Source organism: Amphritea sp., from assembly GCF_016744155.1.
Classification (GTDB): domain Bacteria; phylum Pseudomonadota; class Gammaproteobacteria; order Pseudomonadales; family Balneatricaceae; genus Amphritea.
Genome location: NZ_JADGEW010000015.1, coordinates 19,233 through 46,190, shown reverse-complemented (window position 1 = coordinate 46,190; position 26,958 = coordinate 19,233). Strand labels below are relative to the sequence as shown.

Below are 26,958 nucleotides of genomic sequence, written 5' to 3'. Positions count from 1 at the left end.
CATCAAGCATTTGGAATGACTAACTTTGTCAATAACGCTCTGCTATCAGCAATTTCAGCGTAGAGTTTAACGGTCTTGAAACATCCCGGAATTTCAAATGTAAAACCGCAAAGGTCATGACGATTAGACATTGACCCTTCACACATTTCCCTGAGAACATCAGGACGCTTAATGGTTAAAGGAACCCGCCACTCACAACCTTTTTCCACTTGAATGATAATATAAGCAGTATCTTCAGCGTTTTCAGTCAACAACCAGCCCGTAAGCTTCCAGCCTAATTGAGTATTCTCTATCACGCCTTCATGCGATGGGGAGTCTATATGCCATTTATAGACACCTAAGCCCTTTACCTGCCTGCTTTTAGTAGAAGCGACCAATCGAAGCTCCCCCGCCATACTCAGATAGCTACTCGCAGAAGAGTCTAGTGGGTCAGGACACAATAATGATTTTAAAATGCCATGAAACTCATTTACCGCTTTAAGCAATTTTTCCGAATAATGCCATGACACTTCATTTCGGTCATGGCTTTCAAAATACTGTTTATGCTTCTTCCGTCCTTTAGTTGCGGCGCTACCATTCCTTGATTTACCGAGAACGAACTCTTCCAGAGACTTAGTTACATAGTGATTAACCCGCAGATGATCCCAGACCAGTCGCTGCGTAACTCCAGGTTTACTCTCAATTATATCCAGTGACTCACCCAGCGTATTAATATAGCGCCCGCCATAGAGGTTGATATGATGAGGGTTCATAAAGTTTACGATCGATTGACGGCGGGCTATCGACTTGTAGTTTCGGTTAGCCGTAAACTTAGGAGATGACTGCTGGGTAAATCGCTCAATCACCATCCCATCTTCCCGAAACAACTGACCGGCTGAGCCAAAACACGCCCAATTCATCGCCAGAGCTGAAACCTCTGGGTCAGCAAACAATCGATCTAGCACAGGGTTGATGGTTACAGCATCGTCGGTCACCGTTATATACTCATCAGCATCAATAAAGGCTATCAGCTCGATCGATTCAGGGCACCGGTTCACCAGTTTTTGATAGGCCGGCAGCTGCGGCTTCGCATCCCCTTTAGTTGGTACATCTATTGTCGTCACCAGACCGATGTCAGCGAGTTTTCGTAGCAGATCCCGCGTCTCATCAGTACTGTCATTATTAGCGATCAAAAAATGAGATACACCAATAACACGATGATAGGCGATCCATTCCAAAAGACAGTCAGCTTCATTTTTAACAATCGCGGCTATTGCAATTTCCAAGCTCAGTTCCTATTAGCAGACAAATTCAGTATTCACTACGCATTCTCACGAGTCCGCAATAATTTCACTCATTAGAGAGCAGAAGCCTTTGTTATCCCAATATATTCAAATTAATTAAGCGTCCTGCTGGTTTCAACTTAGATAAGACTAGCGTCAACAGAATAGAAATCTCGATTTTGCAAAAAAATCACATCAGCCTTGGATATAACTAAGCAATAAACTGCACCTATTTTAACAGGTGTAGCCACAGTGATTCTACGGCCGATTATTTTCATGAAAGTAAACTTTAACAACCATTAATATTTCTTGAGCAGCGGCAGGGCCAGCTTTCACTACCTCAGTAGCGAGCATGTTCACCCGTTACGTTGGATCAAAGGGGACCACACCCGTTTGTAAAATCCCCAGTACTGTTTAGCCATTGCCTGACAGGTTTGCTCTGAACCCTGCGTTTGCTGCCAGTAGATAACTGCTTCCCTTTTTTTGTGCCAGTCGGACTGCTCAATATTTAAAAGCGTAGACTGTATGGTCTGCACATCTATCGAGTCCAATAACCAACCAGCTTCACTCCTAGCAATACGCTGTCCTACAGCACCCAACTTAAATCCCATAACAGGAATACCATACGCCCAATATTCGGTTAAGGCGTGGCACCAGGTTTCCGGCCAAATAGACAAAACTGCACCAATATGAGGTTTAATCTGAGATATAACATGACATAGTTCTTCTCGTTGATATTCGCCATGGCATACCACCTTCGGAGGCAAATTTAATAACGGAGATACATCACCCAAAATATGAATCTCCAACTGTGATAACGGCACTTTTTCCGCCAGTGTTTGCAGCAAGTAACCGCCTTTCGCAGGAGTAATATTACCCAAGATCAACAGCCGGATAGGTTTACAAGGCTCAATTGGCACAGCAACTTGCTGGAAACAATTAAAATCTCGGCCATGTTCAACAACCTCGAAAGGTTTATGATTTAAGTAAGGGTAATGCTCTAGCAGTAAAGACTTTGCCTGTACATTGGTGGTAATAAAACCATCACATTTGAACAAAAAGCTCTCAAACATTGTTTTCCAGGGTTTAATCTGCGTATGTTTCAAAGCAGAAAAACTATCTTGCGGCCACAACTCATAATCACAGGCCCCTTGTCCTGCAGTACAATTCCCTCCGCAATACTGTAGATGGTTATCCAACAACTTTACACTCGGACAAATGCTATAAAAGTCATGGACTGAAAATATGCAAGGAATACCTAGCGATTGAGTCACCTCTACCAAACCCAAACTATGCCAGGCTATATGGCGAATATGTACTAACTCAATTGCCCACTTAGCTAACCAAACTTTAACAACCTGGTCATACTCATCACTACGATGTATTGAAGCTTGAATCGTCAAGGACAATACGACTCGAGCCACCTCTTCATAATACCCACCACAATAATGATGCAAACTTAAGGTTTTGCTGTCACAACGAAGTACATAAGCATCAATCTCATCCGACAGACTGCTCATTAAGTCCTCATTGGTCTGAGGAGTACCTCCAGTTAACGTTGAAATAACATACAGTATTCTTGGTCTTGGATTTACAGGGTCGATTGAGTCATGAGCAGTGTGATACAACTGCGCGGCACGTTCACGAATGGCAGAAATCTTTTCAGAAGAAAAGGCCTTTCTGACCAAATAGCTGTAGTCAGGGTAGCGAGCATCCACAATCTGCCGCCCGGCTTTTATTAACTCCGTCTTCTCTTCACCGAAACTCGCGGAACGCACATGGTAAATCCAAGTAGAGTCATCAATGATGTGCCGCCACCCTTGCTTAAGCGCACGCATACAAAAATCGTTCTCTTCGCCATAACCACGAGGAAAAGCTTCAGCATCAAATCCCCCAACGTCTTGCATACAGTCACGTCGAATATATAAACAGAAACCATTTCCCGTAGGGGTTTGCGGAAAATACCTTAACGAATTCTGACTAACCAAACGCCCTGTCTGAGTAATTGAAAGGCTTACAGGTAAATCATTACTGCCAGCGTGTGGAACCGAAAAAACCCCAGCATTGTTCGACACAGGTGTAACTGTGCCAATGTCAGATTGCTGATAAGCTGCAACACGTAAGCGACCTAACCACCCCGGCACAACAACAGTATCTGCATTTAATAACACGACATCGCTGTCTCCCGCCAGACCCAGACCACGGTTAATCGTCCCGCTGAAGCCAAGATTATAATTGTTACGATAAACCTCAAAGTGGTCAAAAGAAAGAAACTCTTCCAAAAGAGAACTAATCCTTGAATCAGGACTTGCATCGTCAATCAGAATAATCCTGCAAGGAAAATAAGTGTGCTCAATCAACGATTGCAAACAAGCGCGAAGCTCATCCAAAGCGTTATAAACTGGAATGACTATCGCAACTGAAGACGGCTGCTCTATAGATGAAACATCAGTTTGATTTAAATCCAGATCCAACCCTGTTGGAGGAAAACACTTTAAGCCAGATTTCTGCCCAATAGTTAAAAAATGTAACAACGGATTGCCCACCTGCCGTTGCAATTCGGGTAGATTAGAGACTTGAGTAAGATAATACTGTGAGTCGAAATTCGGACCAGGATCTCTTCTTTCTTGAGCGCCATGATTCAAATAATGTGTAATGGGATCGATACCAGAAACTTCGACATCGGGATTCTTACTTAAATACCAGCAAGGGTCGAAAAAAACGCTTGTTTCAACAAGAAAATAAGCCCGCATTTGTATGCGTTCAACTTTGGACAGCAGTCCAACTTTATATAAGTATTTTTTTAATCTATTTTTCATTAATAACTTAATTGATTCTTTTGCGGAAAACCATCCTTTGAAGCTTTTAGAAAACGACATCATTTAAACAACCTAGTAATCGGAGATTACCGTACTTTCCAGCAACCTTTTCCCACCGGGCATATATATTTGACTCGGTCAGACATCCTTATGACTTCACTCTATTGTACTCATAAGGCATCTGCCGATCCCAACCCACATTACTCTTTACTACTTTGGCTGGAAATCCAGCTATAACACTATTCTCACTAAAGAAGGCTTTTGTAACGACAGAAAACCCACCAACTATTGTGTTACATGGAATAATCGAACCTTTTAAAAACTTAACATCCTCTCCTACCCATACATGACTACCAATCGTTATATTCTTAGGCAAATTAATCGCATTTCCTGTTTCAAGATCAATTACAGAGTGACCATCAGATGTCCTCATTTTTATTCCCCAAGAAAAAAGACAATCATCGCCAATCGTGAGAGTCTCATATCCATCGTTCATCTGAATCTCACAACCACCACAACTAAAATCCCGACCAATAAGAACTTTCTGACACTCACCTCTTATAGAAACAATTTTTAAATTATTTATATTTTTTTTACTCTCACTAACAACAATTTCCTTATCATTCCCGCTAATATTTATAAAGAGTGTCTGATGTAAAAGAGCTTTACTGATTTTCACTTTATTTCCAGTCCCTTGAATGTAGATTCTACTAGTCTGAAAATTGCAATCAGCATCAATTTCTATAAAGTTACCTTCATCAACTCGCAAATCCAATCCATTAAAGCTCATCATCAACTTTTTTCCTTACTAGACAAAGAAAGCAACAATGTCATTGAAGCTTTATTAATTGAAAAATTTGATGCCGTTTCAAGTGACTTAATCTTTAAAGAGTATAAATCATTATCTTCTATCAACTCTTTTACAGTAAGATAAGTTGCCTCTTCATTAAACACATCAACCACGGCACCATTTTCTTTATTCCGAATATATTCATATACACCTCCGTAGGCTGTAACAACCGAAGTTGCACCGCAACTCATAGCCTCTAAAGCAGTACGACCAAACGCTTGATAGTCTGATAAATCAATGAATATATCTGAACTTTTCAGAACATTAGCCACACCATTTCTCGTTAAAATGCCACTCGATTTATACTTATAATTACGTTCCAATTTACCAAATAATGGATCACTGTCTTCGCAACCAAAAATATTGATTTCAACTTTTCCACCAAGTTCATCATGCAGTTTTTTAAGCAAACGCATAGTTCGATCAGCCCCCCGCCTAGGGGTTTTTGGACGAATCATTGCAGATATTTTAATTGTATCTGTATTAAAACAACCTGGTTTTGGTTTATACACATCATGATCTATACTAGGTGCTACCTTATTCACCACTACCCCATGAAGATCAAAGACTTTATTGCAAATCCAGTCCGTCTTCGCAAATAGTATTGTGCCAGGCACTAAGGTGTATGAATCAAAGGCTTCTTGCCAAGCCGCTGTGCCTGGTTCTGAAAACAATGGCTCATAATCTTGAATATAGTAGGCAGTCGAAATTTTATTATTTTCTTTTTTAATCTTCTGAACTTGTTTCATAGATGTATAGATAGTACCTATAATCACATCAAATTTTCTTGATATATTAACCAGATCCTTTTCATCGAAACCTAAAAAAAGGTCTTCTCTTTCGGCAATATCTTCATAAACTTTTAAAAACTTGTGTAGATGTTTTTGAGGCACTGCGATTTTAACCTTTACACCTAACCGTCTCATGCCCATTGTTTCTTGGACAATAGAATGTACGCCACCGCCACCGCCAGAAACAGGAAGCAAGAATAGAATACGTTGAGATAAAGGCTCTTTAAATTGCTTTTGATCCTTAGATTTAGTTAACCCTTTTTGAACACCTTCGCGAATGTCATCAAACACCTTCATATCACGAATTTTTCCAGCAAGGTTATTTACTTTATCCTTGCCGTGCTTTGCTTTTAAACTTTGCGAGCCTCTCTTAGAATATTCTTTTCTTTTTTCATGGCCGAAACTTTTTGATTTAGCATGAAATACATACGAATCATCAGCAATAGCTAAATCAAAACCTGCATCTGCTGCGCGTAAGCAGTAATCATTTTCTTCACCATACCCTGTAGGGAAAGTACCTTCATCCAAATAACCAACTGCATCAATTACTTCTCTAGCAATCATAAAGCAGAACCCATTAACAAATGGAACGCGAGGATAAAAATGGCGAGATATTCTATTGACATACTCGGCCATTTCATCAACGGACATTCCATTTGGGACATCATTTACTGCAAACTGATCATTTTTATCTAACAATACAGGAACATTCTGCCAACTTGCAGCATTAGATAGCGGGCCAACAATTCCTATTTTTTTATCCGAAAGAATGCATCTGACAAGAGCTTGTAACCAACCTTTCGAAACGATGGTATCGCTATTCAGGGTTACAACATAATCTGCAGTCGAAGCTCTTAATCCATCATTGACTGTTCTTGTATACATTTGATTGCTTTCATGCTCAATCAAAATGAAATCATTCTTTCCTTTGCAAAACTCTTTCAGGTAAGAAGATGTCTCTTCTTCTGATGCATCATTGATAATATAAGTTGTGACACGAAACCCGTCCGTATTTTTCTCAACAGATTCCAGACAGAGTTTCACATCTTCAAATGCGTTATATACAGGTATGACCAGATCTACCGTATAGACCTGATAGTTCATTAAATATGGTGCCGCAGGATGGCCTTTTGCGGAGTAGATCAGCTCTTTATTTTTTACCTCTTGCTTGCTTGTTGCAGGCAGGCTTTTTAGAAATGAATCCGATGCCCCATTGAATTTTAGTTTAGACTTAGCATATTGCCGATTAAACTCCACAACAGTTTTCAAGGCAGGGCTGTTTTTAATTACCTCATCATAAAGATCAATTGCTACGTGATAGTCCTTCTTCCGCAAAGCCTCATTCGCTTTTTTGAGGTAGCTCATATCTATTCCATTACGTGTAAATGTTTAATTAAATTTCAAATCAATTAGCAAGATATCCTTTTCAATATCTTTATGATCAGTATCACCATTGGGTTGCTCATTGTATTGCACCAACATGGTTAATACTTGCTCTTTTTGCCAACGAATACGGTCAATAATCGGCTCCGCCTGACCCACTGGTTCATCCCAGAGTATTAGAGTATTCTCTGAATAGAACTCATAACTCGGCGCTGTAATATAATTAGCCACCAACTTTTGTTCCGTGTCTTCTGCTCTGTAAATTATGTAAACCGTATCATCTCTATCAATAATAATTTCAGGACGACTAATCGGTATCTGCAAAGTACCGCCGCCTACGAGTTTAAAACCTTCTGTACGCTCAGAAACCCAACTATGCTGCCAACTAGTCCCGTTAAACCAAATATGTTGGTACTGCGGAACGTCATTCATATCATTGGCATAAAACACAATGTGAGGATAGCCTTTAGAATCTAATGCCATACTGGTTTGATTTATATGATTTGAACCAGGTGATATCGGCCAAACAGTTTCGCTATTGACTTGAGTAATAGGCAAATTGTAGGGCTGATTTTTCGACGTTAGCCAGTTAAATCCTTGATTAAAACTTTTAGCGTAATCAATATTAATATTATTGATTAACTGCTCATCAGAAAAGTAGTCGGTTCGCCAGGTGTAAGAGAGATGTAAACAGCCATATTGATCCATTACCGGATTATTCCAATAAGCATTACTTGTCCAGGGTTGCTGGTCAGCGCCACTTAGTATCGGGGTAAAATAGTCAAACCAACCTTGCAACGACTCATCGTAATACTTGAGATATGCACTCCCTCGCTTCCAGTTTCCATCACGGTAAAGAATGAGTAAAGGCGTATTGTTTTGAGGCATAATAAATGTCGGATAGGTGACTTTTTTCTCATTCTCCCCCGTCATCGACAGCTCCTCACTCCAGCCGTCAATTTGATAAGATTTTATACTACGCCGGTAATGTAGAGTACTGCCATGATGGTCATAAGAAAGATGCAGATACCCTTGTCTATCCATAGCAAGGCTTATGCTATTATGTGCATCTTTAAGATTGTATTCGCCTTTAATATCAAACGTTTCAATCTCATTGCTTTTAGAGCTATTATCTAAATTACGCTTCACCACTCTTAATGTCCGTGTATCAACATAGAAAGCTGTGTATTGGTAATTATGTGCAGTAAATATTGCATGGTGTCGGAAGATAACAGTGTTGATGGTATTACCCGCCCAGGCATAACCAAGGTTTAGTGTTTTAAGCCGTGTAACTTCTTTAGCTTTATTGTTTCTGCTCGCTAGGTGTTGAATCAATTGAAAAAAATGAGTTTGCTGTTGCAGGTAGTTTTGCTGTGACAATTCATCTAATACGTTTATGTTATCGCTAACTTCATTCGCTTTACAAAAAAGAAGCTCAGCAGTGGAGGTATCATCGATTAATCTAGCTAGTGCTAGTGTATTATACACCCCCTTAATTAAATAGCGGGCTTGTAGTTCTTTACTTGCACCCCATTGCTTAGCCCATTGCAAAGCTTGTAATGCTTTTTTATTTTCAGCCACTTGAAGGCAAGCAACTGACACCATTAAAGCCGCTTCGGCCTTATTATCAATATCCGACAATTGAGCCTGCTGAAATTCGCTTATTCTTACCCAATCTCCAGCTTGCCAGTGTATTGCTAACTTTAAAGCATAGTCATTTACTAACATTAAGGTACCAGTAGCTCTTTGATCAGCTCAATTTGATATTCAGCTTTTGTTAACTGACCTTTATGTATAGTATTTTCCTTTTTAAGCTGCTCGTTTTCCATATTCAACTTTGAATTATTGTTTTGAACTCGACTTATTTGCTCAAATTTCTCATTTAATAAATTATTTTTGGCTTGTAATAATCTCAAAGTTTTCTCTAGCTGACTTTTGATCTCATCTCTTTCCGATCCCACAGACTCTCTTTCCTTGGAAGCGTTATCTCGCTCTTGCTGGAGTGTCTTCAATTCTGCTTTTAGGGTCTCGTTATGCGCTTGAGTACTATCTGTTAGCTCACGCTCATTGTGGAGATCAATTTGCACTTTCTTATTTTGGCATTGCAACTGATTAAATAAGCTTTGCTGCGTTTCTTGCTGGCCTGCATGTTCCTTCAGCGCTCTATCAAGCTCTCTCTGCTTACTCTTATATTGTCCCTGTAAGGTAGAATTTTCTGCTTTAAGCAACTTCTGTTCTGATTGCGTTGTTTTCGCTTCTTCCTGCACCTTACTCACCTGTGTTTGCAAGGCCTTAATTTCTTTACTTTGTTGTATGTTTCGTTTTTCGTAAGCTATTAAATCTTCTGTTACCTGTTTATGCTCTTGTAATAATGAACTTTGTCTATAAACACTCGTTTGATAATCAAGACCATTTCGCTCAGAGAGTAAGCTAACAAGATCGTAGTCGAACCTCGCTTGCTGTAATTTATGGGTAAGTGAAGAGTTGGCCGCTTTTACTTCATGATTGATTGTCGGTGTGCTACAAAGTATCAATGAAAATCCATTCAGCACTTCGGCTTTAATAACCTCATCCAGTAAAGATTCTACTTGAAACGGAATATCTACGACTAAAACAATATTTTTCTCTGCGTCTAAGCCAATTTGTTCAAGTAACGGTACAACACCAATTGTTTTGACTGACGTATTCTCTAAAACCCTTAAACCGGGATAGAACGTCTTTAAGTTCTCTACAGTAACTAGACCGCTCAGCTCTATTAAGTTATATATATAAAACTCAGTGTCAGCTTCGTTACCTGCAATTACTTCATTGATAACAGTGATATGTTCCATGTCCTGAAAACGCTCTTGCAGCGATTCGCACAGTGAACTTTGAGCCTCTACCAGTGTAACTTTAGGTATTGTTTCTAAAAAGCGAACCGTTTCTTCATTTAAATCACCAGCCCCCAGATAGACTAAATGATCAACTTGTAAATGAGCTAGCAATTCCAGTTTCATATCATGCCTTGCTTTCGCTGTTGCCCGGTGCTGGCAAACGTTTTTGCAGAGGGTCTGCCATGCGCCCCTCAAATTGGCCGAACTGGATAAAGTGAATAATAGGTTGCATTCCGGCTTCTGCTACATCTGCATATGTTTGAATATAATTCAACGTATGGAATTGCCCCGATGGATTCCGAGCTTCAAATGCTCCAAACAGAAGATAATGTATTTTCAGATCGAGCTTTGAACCTTCAAGATCAGGATAAGCTTGCAGGTACCACTGTCCATCAAATACTTTATCAGTATTTAGCAATTTAGCTTGTTGCTTGAGTTTTTTTCTAAATCCCCTACTTTGATTAAACAGTTGTTTATGCGCAGCATGTAACAAAGCTATTAACCATTTTTGATAAATTAATCCTGCATCTAGTAGTTTATTTAGTGCGTGAATTTCACGATCTTTTTCAGACACCCTTTGATTTAGGGTCTTCTGAATACCTGCCGAATTTTCTGTTTGTATCAGTTTATATTCATATAACTCTTGGACATTATGTAACTGCTCAATTAACAGCTCATTTTCCTCTTGCTGAAAGGCAAGTGTCTGACGAACTTTAGTAACTTCCTTGCTAAGCCCTTGGGTCTTCTCATTAGATTTTTTACAATCTGCTTCACTTTTTGTTTTTTCAATCATTAGCGATTGGTTAGCTAATTCCTTCGTTTGTAAAGATAAAGAAACCTCTTCTAATGTTTCCTGCACAAAATGCAATTGCTCTACAAGCTCTTTATTTTCAATCTTTGTTTGCTTAAGTTCCTGTTGTAAACCCGTTACATGCGACTCTATTGTATTTACTGTGTCTGAATGCTGTTGCACTGTAATTTTCTGTGATTTCTGGGCCTCATCGAATGCACTTTGTAGCACAAAGAGCTGATGCAGAACATTTTCTATCTGGCCATTTTTTTCATCTATTTGCCTCTGTAACTCTTTATTTTCAGTCTCAAATTTATTAAATGCTAAACGCCCTTCCTCTTCACACTTTTTCAACGATTCTTCAGCAACATATAGTTTTTTGTCAACTTCCTGCTTTTCCGTAAGGTAGTCGTTTATAATTTTTTCAAGATTATGTACATCTGAGCCTTCATAAGCAATCACTGAGCAAGCTTCCAGTTCTGCTGCAAGTTTTACAAGCCGCTTATCCGAGTTTTGAAGTTGTAACGCCGCCAATGAGTAAAAATCATCTTGAATAATAGTTTTCTCAAACGTTTGCACTAAAGCTCTGATTTCTTCAGCTGGGGCATCTCCAAATTGCTGGATAATTGAATTTTTATCCGCCGCCAGCAGCCCACGCAATGAAATTAACTGGCATGTTGTACGATTTCTTTTGAAGAACTCAATTAAATCACCAAACGCGGATTGACAATAAAATTGAATATCTGCCAGCGAGTCACCTTGTCGCAGGCCATTAGCTAATTGAGCGGTGAAATCGTTGTAGATAACCATGTTATCTGCATCAGCATGCCGGTTCAGATTCGCTAATACATTCAATTCCAAGCCAATCCCAAAAAATGCATTTGAATTCGCCGCAATTTCTAGGTGTTTCAAATTGATACTTTTATCTATAACAAAAATCGCCATGCGGATTCCTACTAGGCTTATTAGTCTTAACCGAATCATCGCGGGCGTAAAATTTGTCCGCTACATCTGTTATTTTTAACCAATCAATTAGCTACAATTACATCATTATTAACTTTTTATTTAACTAAACCGCTTCACGCTCACGACTGATAGAATTTCTTCTCACCCTGTTGATTCGTAGTGTGCTCTTCCAAGGCCTTTGACATAACGCCCAGAAAGCTACTAGCACTGAAATCAGTCTCGATGATCTCTGACAATCAATACCAACATATGCATGATCAGGGTTATAAACAAACCAATCACTACAAATACTATAATGTTATACAGTCGTTTCGGTTTCACCGGATACTCAGGTAACGTTGGGCTTTGCAGTACAGAAATCTGCTTAAGTTTTCGCGCAGATTCTATTCTCGTACTTTGCAAAGCCGCCAATGCTCCGGAGTAACTCTCTTGTGCAAATAACACCTTTAGCTCAAGCGTCTGATATTCGGCTGACAATGTATTCAGAGCATTACCTGATTGCTGGGCCATACGCGCCCTTTCCTTTGCAATCTGCTGACGCAAGGCTGAAATTTCACTCGCTACTCTTATCACTGCAGGTGAGGTGCTACTCTGATAGCTCGCCATCATCGTTTGCTTCGCTTGCAGGGTCGCTAGTGATGATTCAAGTTCAGCTACTACCGCACTTAAACTTTCGACGGTGCCTGTTGGTGAAATCAACCCATTTAAATTTTGGTAATTAATAAGGTCCTTTCTGGTATTTTGAAAATTATCACTTAACTCAGAAACCTGCAATTCAAGAAATCTAACCTGCTCCGCAGCGAGTCGCTGACCCATGGTATTCATATGAGTCTCTCCTTCTCGCAGTAACATTGACGAAATATCTAACGCAACTTCCGGAGTGAAGGCTTCTACTTTAATACGTAATACCTGGGCATATTCATCAAGTTCAACAGAGATCCGGCTCAAATAATATTCATGCAGTTCTTCAAGAGGAACGTTAACTGAACTCAGGCGGGAAAAGAAATCAACGTCATTACTAGCGTAGTGACTTCGAAACCCAAGCTCCTGGTCTATCTTGCGCAGCATATCTACAGACAACAGATAATCCCGCAGAAGTAACATGTCGTTATTCCCTCCGCTTCCCCCCCCTAACAGTGAAGAGAAGTTTAGGTCCGGCATTGAAATTTGAGGGCTTTCTAAAACAATATTACTTTCTGAAACATAGCGATCTGTTGCCCATACAGCCCAATAACCCGAAACAAGAACGACTGAAACTATATACAGGAGCCAATAAGGGTGTTGCCTTAAAAATAATTTCATTGCTATCTTCTATCTTACTTAATTTTCATATTATGCTTAGGCTTATCAGTACTTTCATGATATGCCGCGATCGCTTCATTTATATCATCAAACCAATGAGCCTTTCCCTGATCAAGCCAAATTCCCGCTTGGCAAAGATCTTTTAAAATAGCCTCGCCATGGGAAACAATAATCAAGCCAGCCTGGCCTATTCGTTCCTTAAACGCTTTAGTTGCCTTTTCCTTGAAAGCACGATCACCTACAGAGGTAGCTTCATCAGACAAAAAAACATCGAAATCAAATGCTAACGACAAACCAAAAGATAATCGACTTCGCATACCACTTGAATAGGTTTTAACCGGCTCATCGAACGCCTTACCAATCTCTGCAAACTCTTCGACAAAGTGAATAATACGTTCAATATCTTTTCCAGAACCATGAACCCGCGCAACAAACTTTACATTCTGTCGCCCTGTCATCGAACCTTGAAAACCACCACTGATTCCGATTGGCCATGAAACTCTGCAATCTCGTATGACTTCGCCCCTATCCGGCGTATCCATTCCCCCGATAATGCGTAACAAGGTTGATTTTCCCGCGCCATTTCGCCCAAGTAAGCCAACACTTACCCCTGTGGGTATATCAATACTGATATCTTTTAAAACCCAGTCACTGCCGTGATGATTATGATAACGCTTATAAAGGTTACGAATGCTTATCATTGAGCTTTCAACCTCATCGCAAAACGCAAGTGTAATAACAATCCAAGCGAGACTGAGCCCAATGCCCATACACTTAAATACACAATACTAATTCCCTGAATTGCACGATAAGACTCAAAGAAACAGGCACGTAAACTTTCAACACCATGAACTATTGGGTTTAACATCAGATACTGCTGTATCTCGTGGGGCAAATAATTCAACGGGATCATTACACTGGAAATCAAAATAAGCGGCATCGAAGTAAGCTGAACTACTCTTCCAATCTCAGGCACCAACTCAGACAAAACAGACAGGGTCAATCCCGCTCCTATGCCCAACATCCAAAGAAGTAACCAAATGAACAATGCACCCAACGGATCTGCAGGCACCAAGTCAATTTCAAGTAACATTCCAACTATAATAAAAAGAATAAAAATAAAGCTTTTTAGCATTCCTTCCAAATAACAGCGAATAAATACTGGGTCTATCGGTTTAACCTGACGATAAGCAAAAAGCCCCTTATTCGCGTTGATAGCGCCTATTGAGCGCATCATATTTTCTCGAAATAGAAAGAAACTAAATAGGCCGCAGATAAGCCAAGGGATAAAGTGGACTCCACCTATATGTTGACCACTGGAAATAACTGCCCGAATACCGACCATCATTGCAATCAATGCAATAGGTTCCAGTAACATCCAAAACCAGGCCATGCGGTCCATGGTTGTCCGCGCTAGGGCCTCACGCAAAAACAACGCGTGCCATACAGCGCGGGTAACTTGCCAGGGAGTACGAGGTAATAGCAACTATCTACTCCTTTAGATATTCACAAACTCTCACCACAATAAAACTCTATTGTGATAAGAACCAATTAAAGATCGAGAACCACTTTGGTTGCTACTGCTAGTTGGTATAGGATCTGGGTGATACTGGTGGCCAGCTGTAGGTTTTTGGTCGGTACTTCTGGCAATACGAGGATCTCGTCACCGGCTTTTAATGTCACATCCCCTGCACTTCGTACTTCACCATTCTGACGAACAATAAGGATCTTCGATTCATCTGCATGTTGACTAAAACCACCGGCGCCATCGATATAATCTTTTACACTTTTATCGGTTTGGAAGACAACAGACTGGGGAACAAGCACTTCACCGCTGATCAGAAGCGAGTCAGATTTTTCAGGAATGGTGATCACATCTCCATCCTGTAAACGGATATTAGCTATATGATCATTTGCTGCAACGACGAGCCGTCCGTTCGGTTCAGCTTGTGAGGCTTTGGCAATAAATCGACTAATAAGCTCCGCTTCCTGCAACCGAATACTCGCTTCTTGCGAAGTCGCAGATGAAGCGCCAAGATAAGTCGTTTCTAACCTTTTTAAACTTTCGTTGAGAGACTCCTTCTGGCGAATCGCGACACTTTCCCGGCGCATAGAGATACTAGTGGTATCGGTTATCTTTTCTGGTACGGCGATGGAGTCAAGAAAGTCCTGCAGCATAATATCTCGCGGCAGAGAGTAGCGCGAAGGGCCCCAAAAACTCCCTTCGATCTCAACCACTATTGTTTCGTGACGCTTATCAACACTCAAAACAACCACATCGCCATTCTGTAGCGCTTGTTGCGTAAACTCTTGCAACGGGAAGTAACCGGTTAACGGGCCACTAGAGCGATCTCCACGCAGCAATACATGAGAGACACCGGCCTTCATATGCGTCAGTTGAGTCAGGGCACTGCCATTCATCTCATTTTTTGTTAGCTCATATCGATACGAACGTTCAATATCTCCGGTGACTATAACGGAAGCTTTCCGCTCGCCTACGACCAAAGTGTCTCCATCGCGGAACTGTGGTCGTACCATCTGACCATTTATAAGAAAGTCATAGAGGTCAATAGTTTCAATAACTTTGCTGTTACGAATAACTTTAATGGCCCGGTATGTGCCCATCTGGTCATCAACACCCCCGGCCTGATTAAGGAAGTAGATAACAGAGTCATTTGGAGTCCCGGCGTAGCGCCCAGGACGCGGCACAAAACCTGTAACAAAAACGCCAACAGGCTGCACACCCTGAACTTGTGTGTATACATTTACATTTTCTGGGTAAATCGAACGAACTGAACCACGAATTCGTGCATCCAGACCTTTATGACTCAAGCCCTGTACTCTTACCGGGCCAATTGTTGGAATGAATACATTACCTCGCGCATCAACTGGAAGAACTCGCTCCATCTCGATCGCGCCCCAAATTCGAAGAACAACCTGATCGCCCGGAGTGACCTTATAGTCGGCGTTAAGACCATCAGACCGCAAGCCACTAAAACCACCATCAAATAATTGACTACCGAAGGGGCGAATGTCATTTAGCTTAACTGATTGATTAGAATCCAGCCGGCCATAAGTCCCGGAATTCCAATCGATATTATGCGGCACCTGCTGTGTAGCGGCACTTCCACTCTTGAACTGCTGAACTGCAGGGTCTAGATCACCCGCATTTTCTAACGCAGCGTTTGCTAGGCTGCATAACAACAAAGTGAACACTGCTACGAAAAATTTATGAGCCACTGTGTTAAAACTGATACTGTTCAAATTCATGCATAAATTCCATTTAACATTATCACTAACGGTTACTTCTATATTGGGCATTATTTATGGAAATCAGATTGCTACCGGGGTCAATTCCCACATAGCAGCGTCAGCCTTACATGCTATATATAGCTCTTTTGAAAGACTATCTCTGATCTCAACCTTACGACAAAACCGGCCACTCGCAGCAAAATAAGTCACCTCGGCCGTCAGGGCTTTACCTTGCCTTGGCCCAGAAGGAATAAGAAAAGACAACTCTTCAGAATTACTGGTCAGTATTTCACTAACTTCTTCTAACAAAGTGCTATCTGCTGCAAATGTTAACGCTAAAGAATCGGTGCCAGACGAATGTTTGGGTTGAGAAGTACATGCGGCTAAGAAAGTTACTAAGAAAAACAGCACTATTGAATTGACTATACGAGAGGTATTAAGCTTCATTTATTCGCTATCCATAACAAAGTTTGCAGGACGGATCATACAATACAATCAGACCAACTTCACTTGTCGCTAATCAACACCCGATTTTATTATCGGGTGATGCTATCGACATCTCTTCCATAAGTTTTCGCGCGATTATACCTAGGCTGACAGATAAATAAACCGGACTGAGCTTACATCTATATCTGACACGCTCATAACCTAGCCCAGCTGATAGAGAAAATAGCCATCAAAGCACCAGAAAACAAAGCAAAAAACAAAAGTTTATCTGCACATAAAAGTTATTTTGATAAACTACTTTTTTGCCGCGACATCAAGCCCTACTCTGTCTTCATAAGGTATCTACCAAGCTTCAAAGTATTCAACGTAATAATTACATTAAATAGAAATAAGCAAAAGACCATAGTTCCTATAGAATCAAAATACTAAAGCATGTACAACCTGTTCCTAATGACAATATTGAGTTCCGATGAGTAAAACCACAGCAGCAAAGAAACCCGAACACACCCCAATGATGCAGCAGTATCTGAAGATCAAAGCTGAGCACCCTGATCAGCTGGTTTTCTACCGGATGGGTGACTTCTATGAGCTGTTCTTTGATGATGCAAAAAAGGCATCCCAACTGCTTGATATATCACTGACAGCTCGGGGGAAAGCCGGTGGCGAACCGATACCTATGGCGGGTATTCCTTACCACTCTGCTGATGGTTATATTGCAAAAATTGTACGGGCTGGTGAGTCGGTCGCTATCTGCGAGCAGGTGGGTGACCCTGCCACTAGCAAAGGGCCTGTCGATCGCAAGGTTATGCGTATTGTCACGCCAGGTACTCTTAGTGACGAAGCTCTTCTTGATGAACGTAGTGACAACCTGCTTATCGCTGTCAACACCAACTTACAAGGCTATGGCATCGCCATTGTCGACATCAGCACCGGGCGTTTCAGCCTTCTTGAAATCAATGATGAAGAAGCTCTCCATGGCGAACTGGAACGACTCAAGCCCGCCGAAGTGCTATTCAATGACGGTCACAATCTGGCAGAGCAGCTAAAACACTATAAGGGCTTACGTCCACAAGCTCCCTGGAACTTTGAGATTGAAACAGCTGAACGCTTACTATGTCAGCAGTTTCACACTAAAGACCTGAGCGGTTTTGGTTGCGATCACCTGCCCGTTGCTCTTGGCGCTGCCGGCTGCCTACTGCAATACGCTAAAGATACACAGCGTACATCTCTACCCCATATTCGCCGCTTAACACTGGAACAGCGGGATGAAAGCGTCATCCTTGATGCCGCAACCCGTAAAAACCTTGAAATAGATATCAACCTCGCAGGTGGACGTGATAACACCCTGGCCTCTGTGATCGATAAAACCGCCACCCCGATGGGCAGTCGAATGTTACGTCGTTGGTTAAATCGGCCTCTGCGGTGCTTGAGTACACTACAATCCAGACAGGCTGCTTTGCAGTGGCTCATCAGTGATTACCGCTTTGAGCAGCTCTCACCTTCGCTTAAACAGATCGGCGATATTGAACGCGTACTTGCTCGGGTAGCATTACGCTCTGCCCGGCCCCGTGATCTGGAGCGTCTAAAAAACGCTTTTCTAGTACTACCTGAGCTACAAGAACAACTAGCAACAGCACAACCTGTGCTTTTACTCCGACTTGCAGAAACCGCCAGCACCTTTCCTGAACTTAGCGAACTGCTGGAAAAGTCTATTATTGAAAATCCTCCTGTGGTCATTCGTGACGGCGGGGTGATTGCCAACGGCTATGATGCAGAACTGGATGAACTGCGAGGCCTTAGTGAGAATGCTGGCGCCTACCTGGTTCAACTTGAAACCCGGGAACGGGAACGTACCGGCATCTCCACGCTTAAAGTGGGTTATAACCGAGTGCACGGCTATTTCATTGAAATAGGCAAAGCCCAAAAAGCAGAAGTGCCAGCCGATTACATCCGCCGCCAAACCCTGAAAAATGCTGAACGCTATATTACGCCTGAACTCAAAGAGTTTGAAGATAAGGCATTGAGCGCCAAAAGCCGCGCTCTAGGACGGGAGAAAGTGCTTTACGAAGCGCTGGTAGAGACCCTTGCCGCACAGCTGGCTGATTTGCAGGATAGCGCAGCGGCACTGGCAGAACTTGATGTACTCGCCAACTTAGCCGAACGTGCCGATAGTCTTGATTATGTCGCACCGAATTTGACTGAAGCGCCTCAAATTTTGATTACTGCCGGTCGCCACCCGGTGGTAGAAGATGTTCTTGACGATCCCTTTGTCGCGAACAGTCTTAGCCTATCTCCTGAACGACAGATGCTGATCATCACCGGGCCAAACATGGGCGGTAAGTCGACCTACATGCGCCAGGCTGCTCTGATTACCCTACTGGCCCACATAGGTAGTTACGTCCCTGCACAAGCGGCGACCATCGGCTTGGTAGACCGAATATTCACTCGCATGGGCTCATCCGATGATCTGGCAGGCGGCCGCTCTACCTTTATGGTAGAGATGACTGAAACAGCTAATATTCTGCATAATGCCACCGAACAAAGCCTAGTACTGATGGATGAGGTTGGCCGTGGCACCAGCACCTTCGACGGCCTGTCGCTGGCCTGGTCTGCGGCTGAATACCTTGCCAATGAAGTTAAAGCGATGACACTGTTTGCCACCCACTATTTTGAACTGACCGTACTCCCAGAACTCTGCCAGGGCGTCTTTAATGTTCATCTGACAGCGATGGAGCATCAGGATCACATCGTCTTCATGCATGAAGTACAGGAAGGGCCAGCCAGCCAGAGCTACGGCCTTCAGGTAGCTCAACTTGCAGGTGTTCCGGAGCACGTCATTCTCCGCGCCAGACAGAAACTGGTACAATTGGAAGAAGACACCGGTCAGACCGAGCAGCGCCGGCAACCCCCTCCGGTGCAAGATGACCTGTTTGTCGCGCCCAAACCCCATCCGGCTCTGGAACAACTAAAAGCACTTGAGCCTGACAATCTAACCCCCAGACAAGCACTGGAATTGATTTACAGTCTTAAAAAAGAAGCCAACAGACGCTGATTCAAATAAAAAAAGGGCCTTGATTTCAGTGAATCAAGGCCCTTTTTTTTGTAAAACGAAACGCTATTCTTTTAGCAGGTCTTCACCACTCAAACCATTACGCTCAACAATTTCTCGCAGTTTACGTAGTGCTTCTACCTGAATCTGCCTTACCCGCTCTCGCGTCAGGCCTATCTCTTTGCCAACCTCTTCCAAGGTGCTCATCTCATACCCTCGCAAACCAAAACGGCGGGACAGCACTTCTGAATGCTTCTCAGGCAATAAGCTTAGCCAGTTTTCAAGATTACCGCTGATATTGGATTTCTGCAGTAATGTCTCCGGGTCAGAAGACTCTTCATCGGCGATCGTCTCTAACAACATTTTGTCAGAATCTTTACCCACAGGCACATCTACCGAAGTCACCCGCTCGTTCAAACCGAACATCTTTTCAACATTTGCTACCGGCTTATCTACGGCATCTGCGATCTCTTCTACAGTCGGCTCATGATCAAGCTTCTGCGCCAGTTCACGGGCAGCACGGAGATAAACATTCAGCTCTTTTACAACATGGATGGGCAAACGTATGGTTCGGGTCTGATTCATGATCGCCCGTTCGATAGTTTGACGGATCCACCATGTTGCATAGGTAGAGAAACGAAAACCACGCTCAGGGTCAAATTTTTCGACCGCGCGTATTAGGCCCAAATTACCTTCTTCAATCACATCAAGTAGCGTCAATCCACGATTGATATAACGTCGGGCAATTTTAACCACTAGCCGTAAGTTACTTTCAATCATTCGCTTACGGGACGCTTCATCCCCTTTTAATGCACGACGGGAGAAATAAACTTCCTCTTCCGCTGTAAGCAGAGGAGAGAAGCCGATCTCATTCAGGTAAAGCTGTGTTGCATCCAGAGATTTGGCATTAAGCAGGTCATTATGCGCCATACTCCCCTTGCCGCGCCCGCTGTTCAAAAACGCTGGATCAGCAGCTGGCTTACTACCTTTCAGATCAGGCTTTGTCTCTTTTGCATCTGTATCAAGCGCCACCTGATCCAGATCCTGCTCGCTATTTTCTACATTTTCCATTGCGATAACCCCGAGTAACCAATTTTTATATTATTATTAGTTACAGATTTTGACAATTAATCATGTGCTTATCTTTTACGCGGCAGATACTTCATTGGATCCACAGGCCGGCCATCTTTGCGGATCTCAAAATGCAGCATTGTACGAGTGGCTCCACTGCTACCAATCTCAGCAATTTTGTCACCTACTTTCACCATATCATTTTCTTTTACATGAATGCGACTGTTATGGGCATAAGCACTCAGGTATTTCTGATTATGGTTAATAATCACGAGATTCCCATATCCAAGCAAACCGCTTCCGGCATAAACAATCTTACCAGCTTCCGCCGCTCGCACCGGATCACCTTTATTTCCCGAAAAATTAATCCCTTTGTTAACTTTCCCGCGACTGCTGTAACCCTGAATTATCTTGCCAGATACCGGCCAGCGCCAGCTCAATGTGCGGTTTGCAACAGAAGAAGTAACAGATTTGCGGGCTACAGGAGGGGATACGGACTTCTTCCTGGCTGGCGCCGCTGGTTTTACGCTAGCCTTTGGTTTTGTGCTCTTTTGGGGTGCTACGATTTTTTTCGAAGAGACCGCTTGCTGCGCAGATACGGCTTTCTTAGTGGAGGATTGAGAAGTTACCGCCCGACTAGGAGGGAGCACTTTTAGCTTTAATGTCTGTCCCGGATAGATCGCATAGCGATCGCTGATCCCATTACTGCGGGCCAATTGGCGGAAATCGAGACCATAACGAAATGCAATTGAGTAGAGAGTGTCACCCTTACGCACCCGATACAGGTCGGGACGAGGCTGGCTAGTGACAACCTTCACCGGTTGACGACCACCAATGGAGCGCTCGTCCACTGGCGTGTAGATACTGCTTGAGCTACAAGCAGACAACATCAGGGTAACGGCAACCACTACCGCTACTTTGACGCAATCTGCACCTGCTCCCACCATGGTTTATCCTTTAGCTGCCTGAAAGCGCTCCATAACAACAATAATCGCTATGCCCAGCAGCATCAAGGCGCCAGCCAGAATCAGATAAGAGGGACTGCCGGTCATACTCTCGAAGTGCCAGGGCAATATATTTTCCTGTTGCAGTGGCACCTGTTCCCCATGCCTATTGAGGGTATAGGCCAATGTATATTTCCAAGGCCAGACTTTATTAAGAGAGCCCAACATGAAACCAGCAAGCAGAGCCAGCGTCATCTGGCGGTGATGACTAAACATCCAGCTCAACATACGCGAGAAACTCATAATACCTACAACACAACCCAGTAAAAACAAGCCAATCAGTTGCAAATCTACCCCTTTGACCGCGGCAAGGATATGCGCATACATACCCAACAATAAAAGGATAAAGCTGCCAGAAATACCTGGCAGTATCATGGCACAAATTGCTATTGCACCCGAGACAAATACCATTAGAGCCGTAGGTTCAACGCTCACGGGGGCTAAGCTAGTCACCAGATACGCCACCAGAGATCCCAATACAAAGCTGGATATCAAATTCAGATCCCACTTCTCTATATGACTCATGACCAACCAGACAGACGCGAGAATTAAACCAAAGAAAAAAGACCAGAGATGAATCGGGTAATTTGCCAACAGAAAAATCACAGCACTTGCTATGGTCGCGATACTGGTAATAATGCCCGCCAACAGCACTAGGAGAAAAGTGCCATTCACTTGTTGCCAGAAAGCTTTAGGGCCCTCAGCGAATAACACTTTCAAAGAACCTAGATTAAAACTCTTAATCGTATTAATCAGTTCTTCATAGATCCCGGTTATGAAAGCAACCGTGCCCCCAGAAACACCAGGAACAACATCCGCAGCACCCATCATCATCCCTTTAAAAAACAGGGCTAGGTATTGCTGCATTGTACGCTTAGTATTCATTCGATATTCCATTACATCTATCAGTTCAGCGTACCGTACCACTTAACAGCGGTACAAACTTAACCCCTTCAAGCACCGAGGTTTCATACTCAGTTTCTGTGACCCGAACAACCAGTTTAAGTTGCTGGTTCTTACTGCCGCCAACAGGAATCACTAGACGCCCTCCCACTGCCAACTGAACCAGCAGTTCCGGCGGGACTTCTTCAGGTGCTGCAGTCACCATAATGCCGTCAAACGGACCACGATCAGGCCAACCCATACCTCCGTCACTGTGCTTTAAAGACACATTCCTGATTTTGAGTAGAGCGAATCGCTGCCGGGCTTTATCCTGCAATGGCTTTATACGCTCAACACTGAAAATCTTATCTACCAGCTGGGCGAGTATAGTGGTTTGATACCCAGACCCGGTACCCACTTCAAGCACGCGCCCTAGAGGGCCCGCAGCCAATAGAATCTCAGTCATCCTGGCGACAATATAGGGTTGTGAGATCGTCTGATTAAAGCCGATAGGCAGCGCTGTATCTTCATATGCCCGGTGAGATAAGGCCTCATCAATAAAGATATGGCGGGGAGTGCCCGCTACAACATCCAGCACCTGCTGATCAGTAATTCCCTGATCCTTTAGCCGCTGCACCAGCCTGCTGCGGGTACGCTGGGAGGTCATCCCGATACCCTGCAACTGCAACTTATTCACGTTAATTCCTCAAGCCAATTGCCCAGGTTATCCATACCGGAATACTGGGTCATATCAATATTTATCGGAGTAATTGAAACATAACCGGATTTGACCGCAAAAAAGTCGGTGCCCGGCCCACAATCTTCTGCCGCACCCACACCTGAGATCCAGAATCGACGTGTCCCTCTGGGATCAATTGACTCAACCGGCGCATCCGCCAGAGAGCGATGCCCTAAGCGAGTCACATGAATTCCTTTGATCTGATCAAGCGGCAGATCCGGTACGTTGATATTCAGAACCGTACGCGGCGCAAGCACCAGAGTGCGAATATCTTTTACCAGCTGTCGAACCACTTCCGCTGCAGCTTCATAGTGCTGAGGGTTACTACTGACAAGAGAAACAGCAATCGGCGGCAACTGAAGATGACGCCCTTCCATCGCTGCCGCAACAGTTCCTGAATAGATAACATCATCGCCAAGATTTCCGCCACAATTGATTCCGGAAACCACCATATCGGGCGCAGCATTAAAGACAGCAGAGGTTCCCAGATGAACGCAATCGGTCGGTGTACCGTTAATACCGATAAAGCCATTTTTATGATGATGAGTTTCCAGGGGACGATCAAGAGTCAGCGAGTTACTGGCACCGCTCCGATTGCGGTCAGGGGCGACAACATCCAGTTCAGCATCCTGCCCCAGCACCCTCGCCAGAATTTCTAATCCCGGCGCATGAACCCCATCGTCATTCGATAGTAGAAGTCTCATTACTCTGTCTCCGTCTCCTTAGGACCGGCTGCTGAGCTGACTTGAACCAGCTCACGCAATAAACTAGTCGCAAAACTGCCCACAGGGAGGTCAAATGACACCATAAACTGATCATCCGCCTCTCGCTCAACAACCAGATTACTTGGCAACAATCGAGCTGAACGACGCTCCTGATTCAGCCCCAATCGCTCCAGGCCCTCTAGTTGTTCTTGCCAGGGCTGTAACTGTTCGGCTTCCCACTCTACTGCAACATCGGTACAGATTGAACGACCCCGCCCCCACATGGCTGACGTGAGATGCAACTCACCGTTTAATAAGCGCGGCAGAATAGTGCTATCTTCCGGATCATAGACAAAGCAACTCTGGCTACCATTGATCATCAGCACATCGCCAGCCATTGGAGCGGCATAGAAATCTTGCTCGATACGCTTAGAGACTAACTGGTTAAACATAAAAGAGCGTACTGCGGATATATAAAGACCTTTCTTATGCCGTTGACGCTCTTTCAGCTTACCGGCAATCAAAGCTGCACCTTTTGTCAGGTTACCTTGATGATGACCAAAGCGTTGCTCGCCAAAATAGTTAGGCACACCATCTTTAATCTGCTCCGCTCGACTTAATAGCGCTTCAGCCTCGGTTACCTCACGTAGACGAATCTGAAACCGGTTCCCGGTGAGACTTCCCAGACGCAGCTTACGATTGTGCTTAACGGATTTTAGAACTTTAATAGTATCGGTTTCAAACAGCGACCAGGTAAGCGGTGAACGCCCCGGCAGGTGCACACTAAACCATTGTTCAGTGACAGCGTGGCGATCTTTCTTACCGGCATAACCGACTTCTTTTGGGCTCACCTGGCAAAAGTGCGCTAGCTGGCGAGCAACCCAATCTGTATTTTCTCCGGTTTTACGGATATATAAAAATACATGGTCACCGCTGCCTTCAGGCTCAAATGACAGATCTTCCGTGACTCTGAAGTCATCGGGCTGAGTGCGGATAACAGCAGTAGATGCCGGCTCACCGTAGAGGTAATTTAATTCTGATGGAAAATTCATTAACGCTAAGGGTTCCATTACTGGCCGGTATCAGTCGGCGATCGTCCCGGCAAGGCGGGAACCAACTGAAAGAAGGACTCACCCTCTTTCACCATTCCCAGTTGATTTCGAGCCCGCTCTTCCAGCGCCTCCAGTCCCTGCTTAAGGTCTTTAACCTCAGCATCTAACTGATGGTTTCTATTTACCAGAAGGTCATTTTCAGCCCGTTGCCGTTCGATCTCCTGCTGCAACGCCTGCACTTCGCCCAGATTGGCTTCACCAAACCATAGCCGATACTGCAACCCGATCAGACAGATCAGCAGTAACAATATAATCCAATGAAACAAGTTCCAGCGAAACACAATCAGGCAGCACTCTTACTCGGTATTTAAAATCAAAAAAGGGAGCTTCAAGCCCCCTTAGTATTCCACAGATCAGTTAAAAATTAACCCTGACCTTTAATTTCAGACAATCCATTATATACCGCGTCTGCACCCAGCTCTTCTTCGATGCGCAGCAGGCGGTTATATTTAGCGACACGGTCAGAACGACAAAGAGAACCTGTCTTGATCTGACCCGCAGCAGTACCCACTGCCAGATCGGCAATGGTGGTATCTTCAGTTTCACCGGAGCGATGAGAGATAACCACTGTAAAGCCTGCATCTTTCGCCATTTTGATGGCATCCAGCGTCTCAGACAACGAACCAATCTGATTAAACTTAATCAAAATGGAGTTACCGATACTCTGCTCAATACCACGGCTAAGGATCTTAGTATTGGTTACAAACAGGTCATCACCGACCAGCTGAACTTTATCACCAATAATCTTGGTCAGATACGCCCAACCATCCCAATCAGACTCATCCAGGCCATCTTCAATAGAGACAATTGGATAATTCTCAGTCAGGGCCGCCAGGTAATCACTGAAGCCTTCAGCATCAAAGACCTTACCTTCACCAGACAGGTCATACTTACCATCTTTATAGAACTCAGAAGCGGCACAATCCAGCGCCAGAGTCACATCTTTACCCAGTTCATAGCCCGCGTTAGAGATCGCTTCTTTGATCACTACCAACGCTTCTTCGTTAGATGCCAGGTTTGGCGCAAAGCCACCTTCATCACCTACCGCAGTATTCAGGCCGCGACCTTTCAGTACCGCCTTCAATGCATGGAAGATCTCAGCACCACAACGCAGACCTTCGGAGAACTTATCAAAGTTAACCGGCTGCACCATGAACTCTTGAATATCAACATTGTTATCAGCGTGCTCACCACCGTTGATGATATTCATCATCGGTACAGGCAATGAAAACTGACCCGCCGTGCCATTGATCTCGGCAATGTGCGCGTACAGAGGAATTCCTTTCTCAACCGCTGCCGCTTTTGCTGCCGCCAAAGAAACTGCCAGGATAGCGTTCGCACCCAGATTTTCTTTATTCTCGGTACCGTCCAGCTCCAGCATTTTATTATCCAGCGCTCGCTGATCGGTTGCATCTGTACCAATCAGGGCCTCACGGATAACACCGTTGATAGCAGCAACTGCTTTCAGTACACCTTTACCCAGGTAACGACTCTTATCGCCATCCCGCAGCTCCAATGCTTCGCGAGAACCGGTCGAAGCACCGGAAGGTGCGCAGGCAGAACCGATAACGCCAGAGGTAAGAATTACGTCAGCTTCAACGGTTGGGTTACCACGGGAATCCAGAACTTCGCGGGCTTTAATGTCAGCAATCTGTGCCATTG

General features: G+C 43.6%; 21 protein-coding genes. 1 reads left to right on the top strand and 20 read right to left on the bottom strand.

Annotation, left to right across the window (positions count from 1 at the left end; translation table 11 throughout):
* Nucleotides 1-2: 2 nt before the first annotated feature.
* The 12 genes from QZZ54_RS12330 to QZZ54_RS12275 all read right to left on the bottom strand — a co-directional run bounded on the left by QZZ54_RS12330 (nt 3) and on the right by QZZ54_RS12275 (nt 16,735).
* A complete protein-coding gene (locus QZZ54_RS12330; RefSeq protein ID WP_290702992.1) occupies nt 3-1,265 on the bottom strand; it encodes a glycosyltransferase family 2 protein in 1,263 nt (420 codons plus the stop codon).
* 353 nt (nt 1,266-1,618) lie between these two features.
* Nucleotides 1,619-4,144 carry a glycosyltransferase gene (locus tag QZZ54_RS12325; RefSeq protein ID WP_290702991.1) on the bottom strand — a complete coding sequence of 842 codons (2,526 nt, stop codon included), beginning with the start codon at nt 4,142-4,144 and terminating at the stop codon, nt 1,619-1,621.
* Between the two features lie 85 nt (nt 4,145-4,229).
* Nucleotides 4,230-4,874, bottom strand: coding sequence for a hypothetical protein (locus tag QZZ54_RS12320; RefSeq protein ID WP_290702990.1), 645 nt, complete (start codon nt 4,872-4,874; stop codon nt 4,230-4,232).
* Nucleotides 4,874-7,087, bottom strand: coding sequence for a glycosyltransferase (locus QZZ54_RS12315; RefSeq protein ID WP_290702989.1), 2,214 nt, complete (start codon nt 7,085-7,087; stop codon nt 4,874-4,876). The genes QZZ54_RS12320 and QZZ54_RS12315 overlap by 1 nt, the downstream gene beginning before the upstream one ends.
* Nucleotides 7,088-7,111: 24 nt before the next feature.
* Nucleotides 7,112-8,833 carry a BNR repeat-containing protein gene (locus QZZ54_RS12310; protein ID WP_290702988.1) on the bottom strand — a complete coding sequence of 574 codons (1,722 nt, stop codon included), beginning with the start codon at nt 8,831-8,833 and terminating at the stop codon, nt 7,112-7,114.
* Nucleotides 8,833-10,101 carry a hypothetical protein gene (locus QZZ54_RS12305; RefSeq protein WP_290702987.1) on the bottom strand — a complete coding sequence of 423 codons (1,269 nt, stop codon included), beginning with the start codon at nt 10,099-10,101 and terminating at the stop codon, nt 8,833-8,835. The genes QZZ54_RS12310 and QZZ54_RS12305 overlap by 1 nt, the downstream gene beginning before the upstream one ends.
* A gap of 1 nt (nt 10,102) precedes the next feature.
* Complete coding sequence (locus QZZ54_RS12300; protein WP_290702986.1) at nt 10,103-11,713, bottom strand: hypothetical protein; 1,611 nt, start codon at nt 11,711-11,713, stop codon at nt 10,103-10,105.
* Nucleotides 11,714-11,947: 234 nt separating this feature from the next.
* The gene (locus QZZ54_RS12295) at nt 11,948-13,036 is read right to left on the bottom strand and encodes a chain-length determining protein (RefSeq protein ID WP_290702985.1); all 1,089 of its coding nucleotides are present in this window, start codon (nt 13,034-13,036) and stop codon (nt 11,948-11,950) included.
* Between the two features lie 14 nt (nt 13,037-13,050).
* On the bottom strand, nt 13,051-13,737 hold the full coding sequence (locus QZZ54_RS12290) for an ABC transporter ATP-binding protein (protein WP_290702984.1): 687 nt from the start codon (nt 13,735-13,737) through the stop codon (nt 13,051-13,053).
* Nucleotides 13,734-14,465, bottom strand: a complete 732-nt coding sequence (locus QZZ54_RS12285) for an ABC transporter permease (RefSeq protein WP_366645545.1) — start codon at nt 14,463-14,465, stop codon at nt 13,734-13,736. Before QZZ54_RS12285 ends, QZZ54_RS12290 begins: the two co-directional genes overlap by 4 nt.
* Before the next feature lie 122 nt (nt 14,466-14,587).
* Nucleotides 14,588-16,306 carry a polysaccharide biosynthesis/export family protein gene (locus tag QZZ54_RS12280; protein WP_290702982.1) on the bottom strand — a complete coding sequence of 573 codons (1,719 nt, stop codon included), beginning with the start codon at nt 16,304-16,306 and terminating at the stop codon, nt 14,588-14,590.
* A 63-nt stretch (nt 16,307-16,369) separates the two neighbouring features.
* Complete coding sequence (locus QZZ54_RS12275) at nt 16,370-16,735, bottom strand: hypothetical protein (RefSeq protein WP_290702981.1); 366 nt, start codon at nt 16,733-16,735, stop codon at nt 16,370-16,372.
* A 469-nt stretch (nt 16,736-17,204) separates the two neighbouring features.
* On the opposite strand from QZZ54_RS12275, the gene mutS reads away from it, so the two are divergent.
* On the top strand, nt 17,205-19,787 hold the full coding sequence (gene mutS, locus QZZ54_RS12270) for a DNA mismatch repair protein MutS (RefSeq protein ID WP_290702980.1): 2,583 nt from the start codon (nt 17,205-17,207) through the stop codon (nt 19,785-19,787).
* 63 nt (nt 19,788-19,850) lie between these two features.
* On the opposite strand, the gene rpoS is transcribed toward mutS, so the two are convergent.
* From rpoS to eno, 8 genes are all read right to left on the bottom strand, one after another.
* The gene (gene rpoS, locus QZZ54_RS12265; RefSeq protein WP_290702979.1) at nt 19,851-20,855 is read right to left on the bottom strand and encodes an RNA polymerase sigma factor RpoS; all 1,005 of its coding nucleotides are present in this window, start codon (nt 20,853-20,855) and stop codon (nt 19,851-19,853) included.
* 68 nt (nt 20,856-20,923) lie between these two features.
* A complete protein-coding gene (locus tag QZZ54_RS12260; RefSeq protein WP_290702978.1) occupies nt 20,924-21,802 on the bottom strand; it encodes a peptidoglycan DD-metalloendopeptidase family protein in 879 nt (292 codons plus the stop codon).
* Between the two features lie 3 nt (nt 21,803-21,805).
* The gene (locus QZZ54_RS12255) at nt 21,806-22,744 is read right to left on the bottom strand and encodes a DUF368 domain-containing protein (protein ID WP_290702977.1); all 939 of its coding nucleotides are present in this window, start codon (nt 22,742-22,744) and stop codon (nt 21,806-21,808) included.
* A 25-nt stretch (nt 22,745-22,769) separates the two neighbouring features.
* Nucleotides 22,770-23,408, bottom strand: a complete 639-nt coding sequence (locus QZZ54_RS12250) for a protein-L-isoaspartate(D-aspartate) O-methyltransferase (protein WP_290703015.1) — start codon at nt 23,406-23,408, stop codon at nt 22,770-22,772.
* Nucleotides 23,409-23,434: 26 nt separating this feature from the next.
* Entirely contained in the window at nt 23,435-24,184 is a 750-nt protein-coding gene (gene surE, locus QZZ54_RS12245) for a 5'/3'-nucleotidase SurE (protein ID WP_290702976.1), read from the bottom strand.
* On the bottom strand, nt 24,184-25,236 hold the full coding sequence (locus QZZ54_RS12240) for a tRNA pseudouridine(13) synthase TruD (protein WP_290702975.1): 1,053 nt from the start codon (nt 25,234-25,236) through the stop codon (nt 24,184-24,186). The genes surE and QZZ54_RS12240 overlap by 1 nt, the downstream gene beginning before the upstream one ends.
* Before the next feature lie 17 nt (nt 25,237-25,253).
* Nucleotides 25,254-25,562 carry a cell division protein FtsB gene (gene ftsB, locus QZZ54_RS12235; RefSeq protein WP_366645543.1) on the bottom strand — a complete coding sequence of 103 codons (309 nt, stop codon included), beginning with the start codon at nt 25,560-25,562 and terminating at the stop codon, nt 25,254-25,256.
* Between the two features lie 98 nt (nt 25,563-25,660).
* Nucleotides 25,661-26,956: a phosphopyruvate hydratase gene (eno, locus tag QZZ54_RS12230; protein WP_290702973.1), complete on the bottom strand. Its 1,296-nt coding sequence runs from the start codon at nt 26,954-26,956 to the stop codon at nt 25,661-25,663.
* Nucleotides 26,957-26,958: the final 2 nt, after the last annotated feature.

Coding starts and splice junctions, on each gene's coding strand:
- QZZ54_RS12255 (WP_290702977.1), bottom strand. CDS start 22,744: ATGAATACTAAGCGTACAATGCAGCAATACCTAGCCCTGTTTTTTAAA.
- QZZ54_RS12305 (WP_290702987.1), bottom strand. CDS start 10,101: ATGAAACTGGAATTGCTAGCTCATTTACAAGTTGATCATTTAGTCTAT.
- QZZ54_RS12280 (WP_290702982.1), bottom strand. CDS start 16,306: ATGAATTTGAACAGTATCAGTTTTAACACAGTGGCTCATAAATTTTTC.
- QZZ54_RS12260 (WP_290702978.1), bottom strand. CDS start 21,802: ATGGTGGGAGCAGGTGCAGATTGCGTCAAAGTAGCGGTAGTGGTTGCC.
- QZZ54_RS12295 (WP_290702985.1), bottom strand. CDS start 13,036: ATGAAATTATTTTTAAGGCAACACCCTTATTGGCTCCTGTATATAGTT.
- QZZ54_RS12310 (WP_290702988.1), bottom strand. CDS start 8,833: ATGTTAGTAAATGACTATGCTTTAAAGTTAGCAATACACTGGCAAGCT.
- QZZ54_RS12290 (WP_290702984.1), bottom strand. CDS start 13,737: ATGATAAGCATTCGTAACCTTTATAAGCGTTATCATAATCATCACGGC.
- QZZ54_RS12275 (WP_290702981.1), bottom strand. CDS start 16,735: ATGAAGCTTAATACCTCTCGTATAGTCAATTCAATAGTGCTGTTTTTC.
- rpoS (WP_290702979.1), bottom strand. CDS start 20,855: ATGGAAAATGTAGAAAATAGCGAGCAGGATCTGGATCAGGTGGCGCTT.
- eno (WP_290702973.1), bottom strand. CDS start 26,956: ATGGCACAGATTGCTGACATTAAAGCCCGCGAAGTTCTGGATTCCCGT.
- mutS (WP_290702980.1), top strand. CDS start 17,205: ATGAGTAAAACCACAGCAGCAAAGAAACCCGAACACACCCCAATGATG.
- QZZ54_RS12315 (WP_290702989.1), bottom strand. CDS start 7,087: ATGAGCTACCTCAAAAAAGCGAATGAGGCTTTGCGGAAGAAGGACTAT.
- QZZ54_RS12320 (WP_290702990.1), bottom strand. CDS start 4,874: ATGATGAGCTTTAATGGATTGGATTTGCGAGTTGATGAAGGTAACTTT.
- QZZ54_RS12300 (WP_290702986.1), bottom strand. CDS start 11,713: ATGGCGATTTTTGTTATAGATAAAAGTATCAATTTGAAACACCTAGAA.
- QZZ54_RS12240 (WP_290702975.1), bottom strand. CDS start 25,236: ATGAATTTTCCATCAGAATTAAATTACCTCTACGGTGAGCCGGCATCT.
- QZZ54_RS12325 (WP_290702991.1), bottom strand. CDS start 4,144: ATGATGTCGTTTTCTAAAAGCTTCAAAGGATGGTTTTCCGCAAAAGAA.
- surE (WP_290702976.1), bottom strand. CDS start 24,184: ATGAGACTTCTACTATCGAATGACGATGGGGTTCATGCGCCGGGATTA.
- QZZ54_RS12250 (WP_290703015.1), bottom strand. CDS start 23,408: ATGACCTCCCAGCGTACCCGCAGCAGGCTGGTGCAGCGGCTAAAGGAT.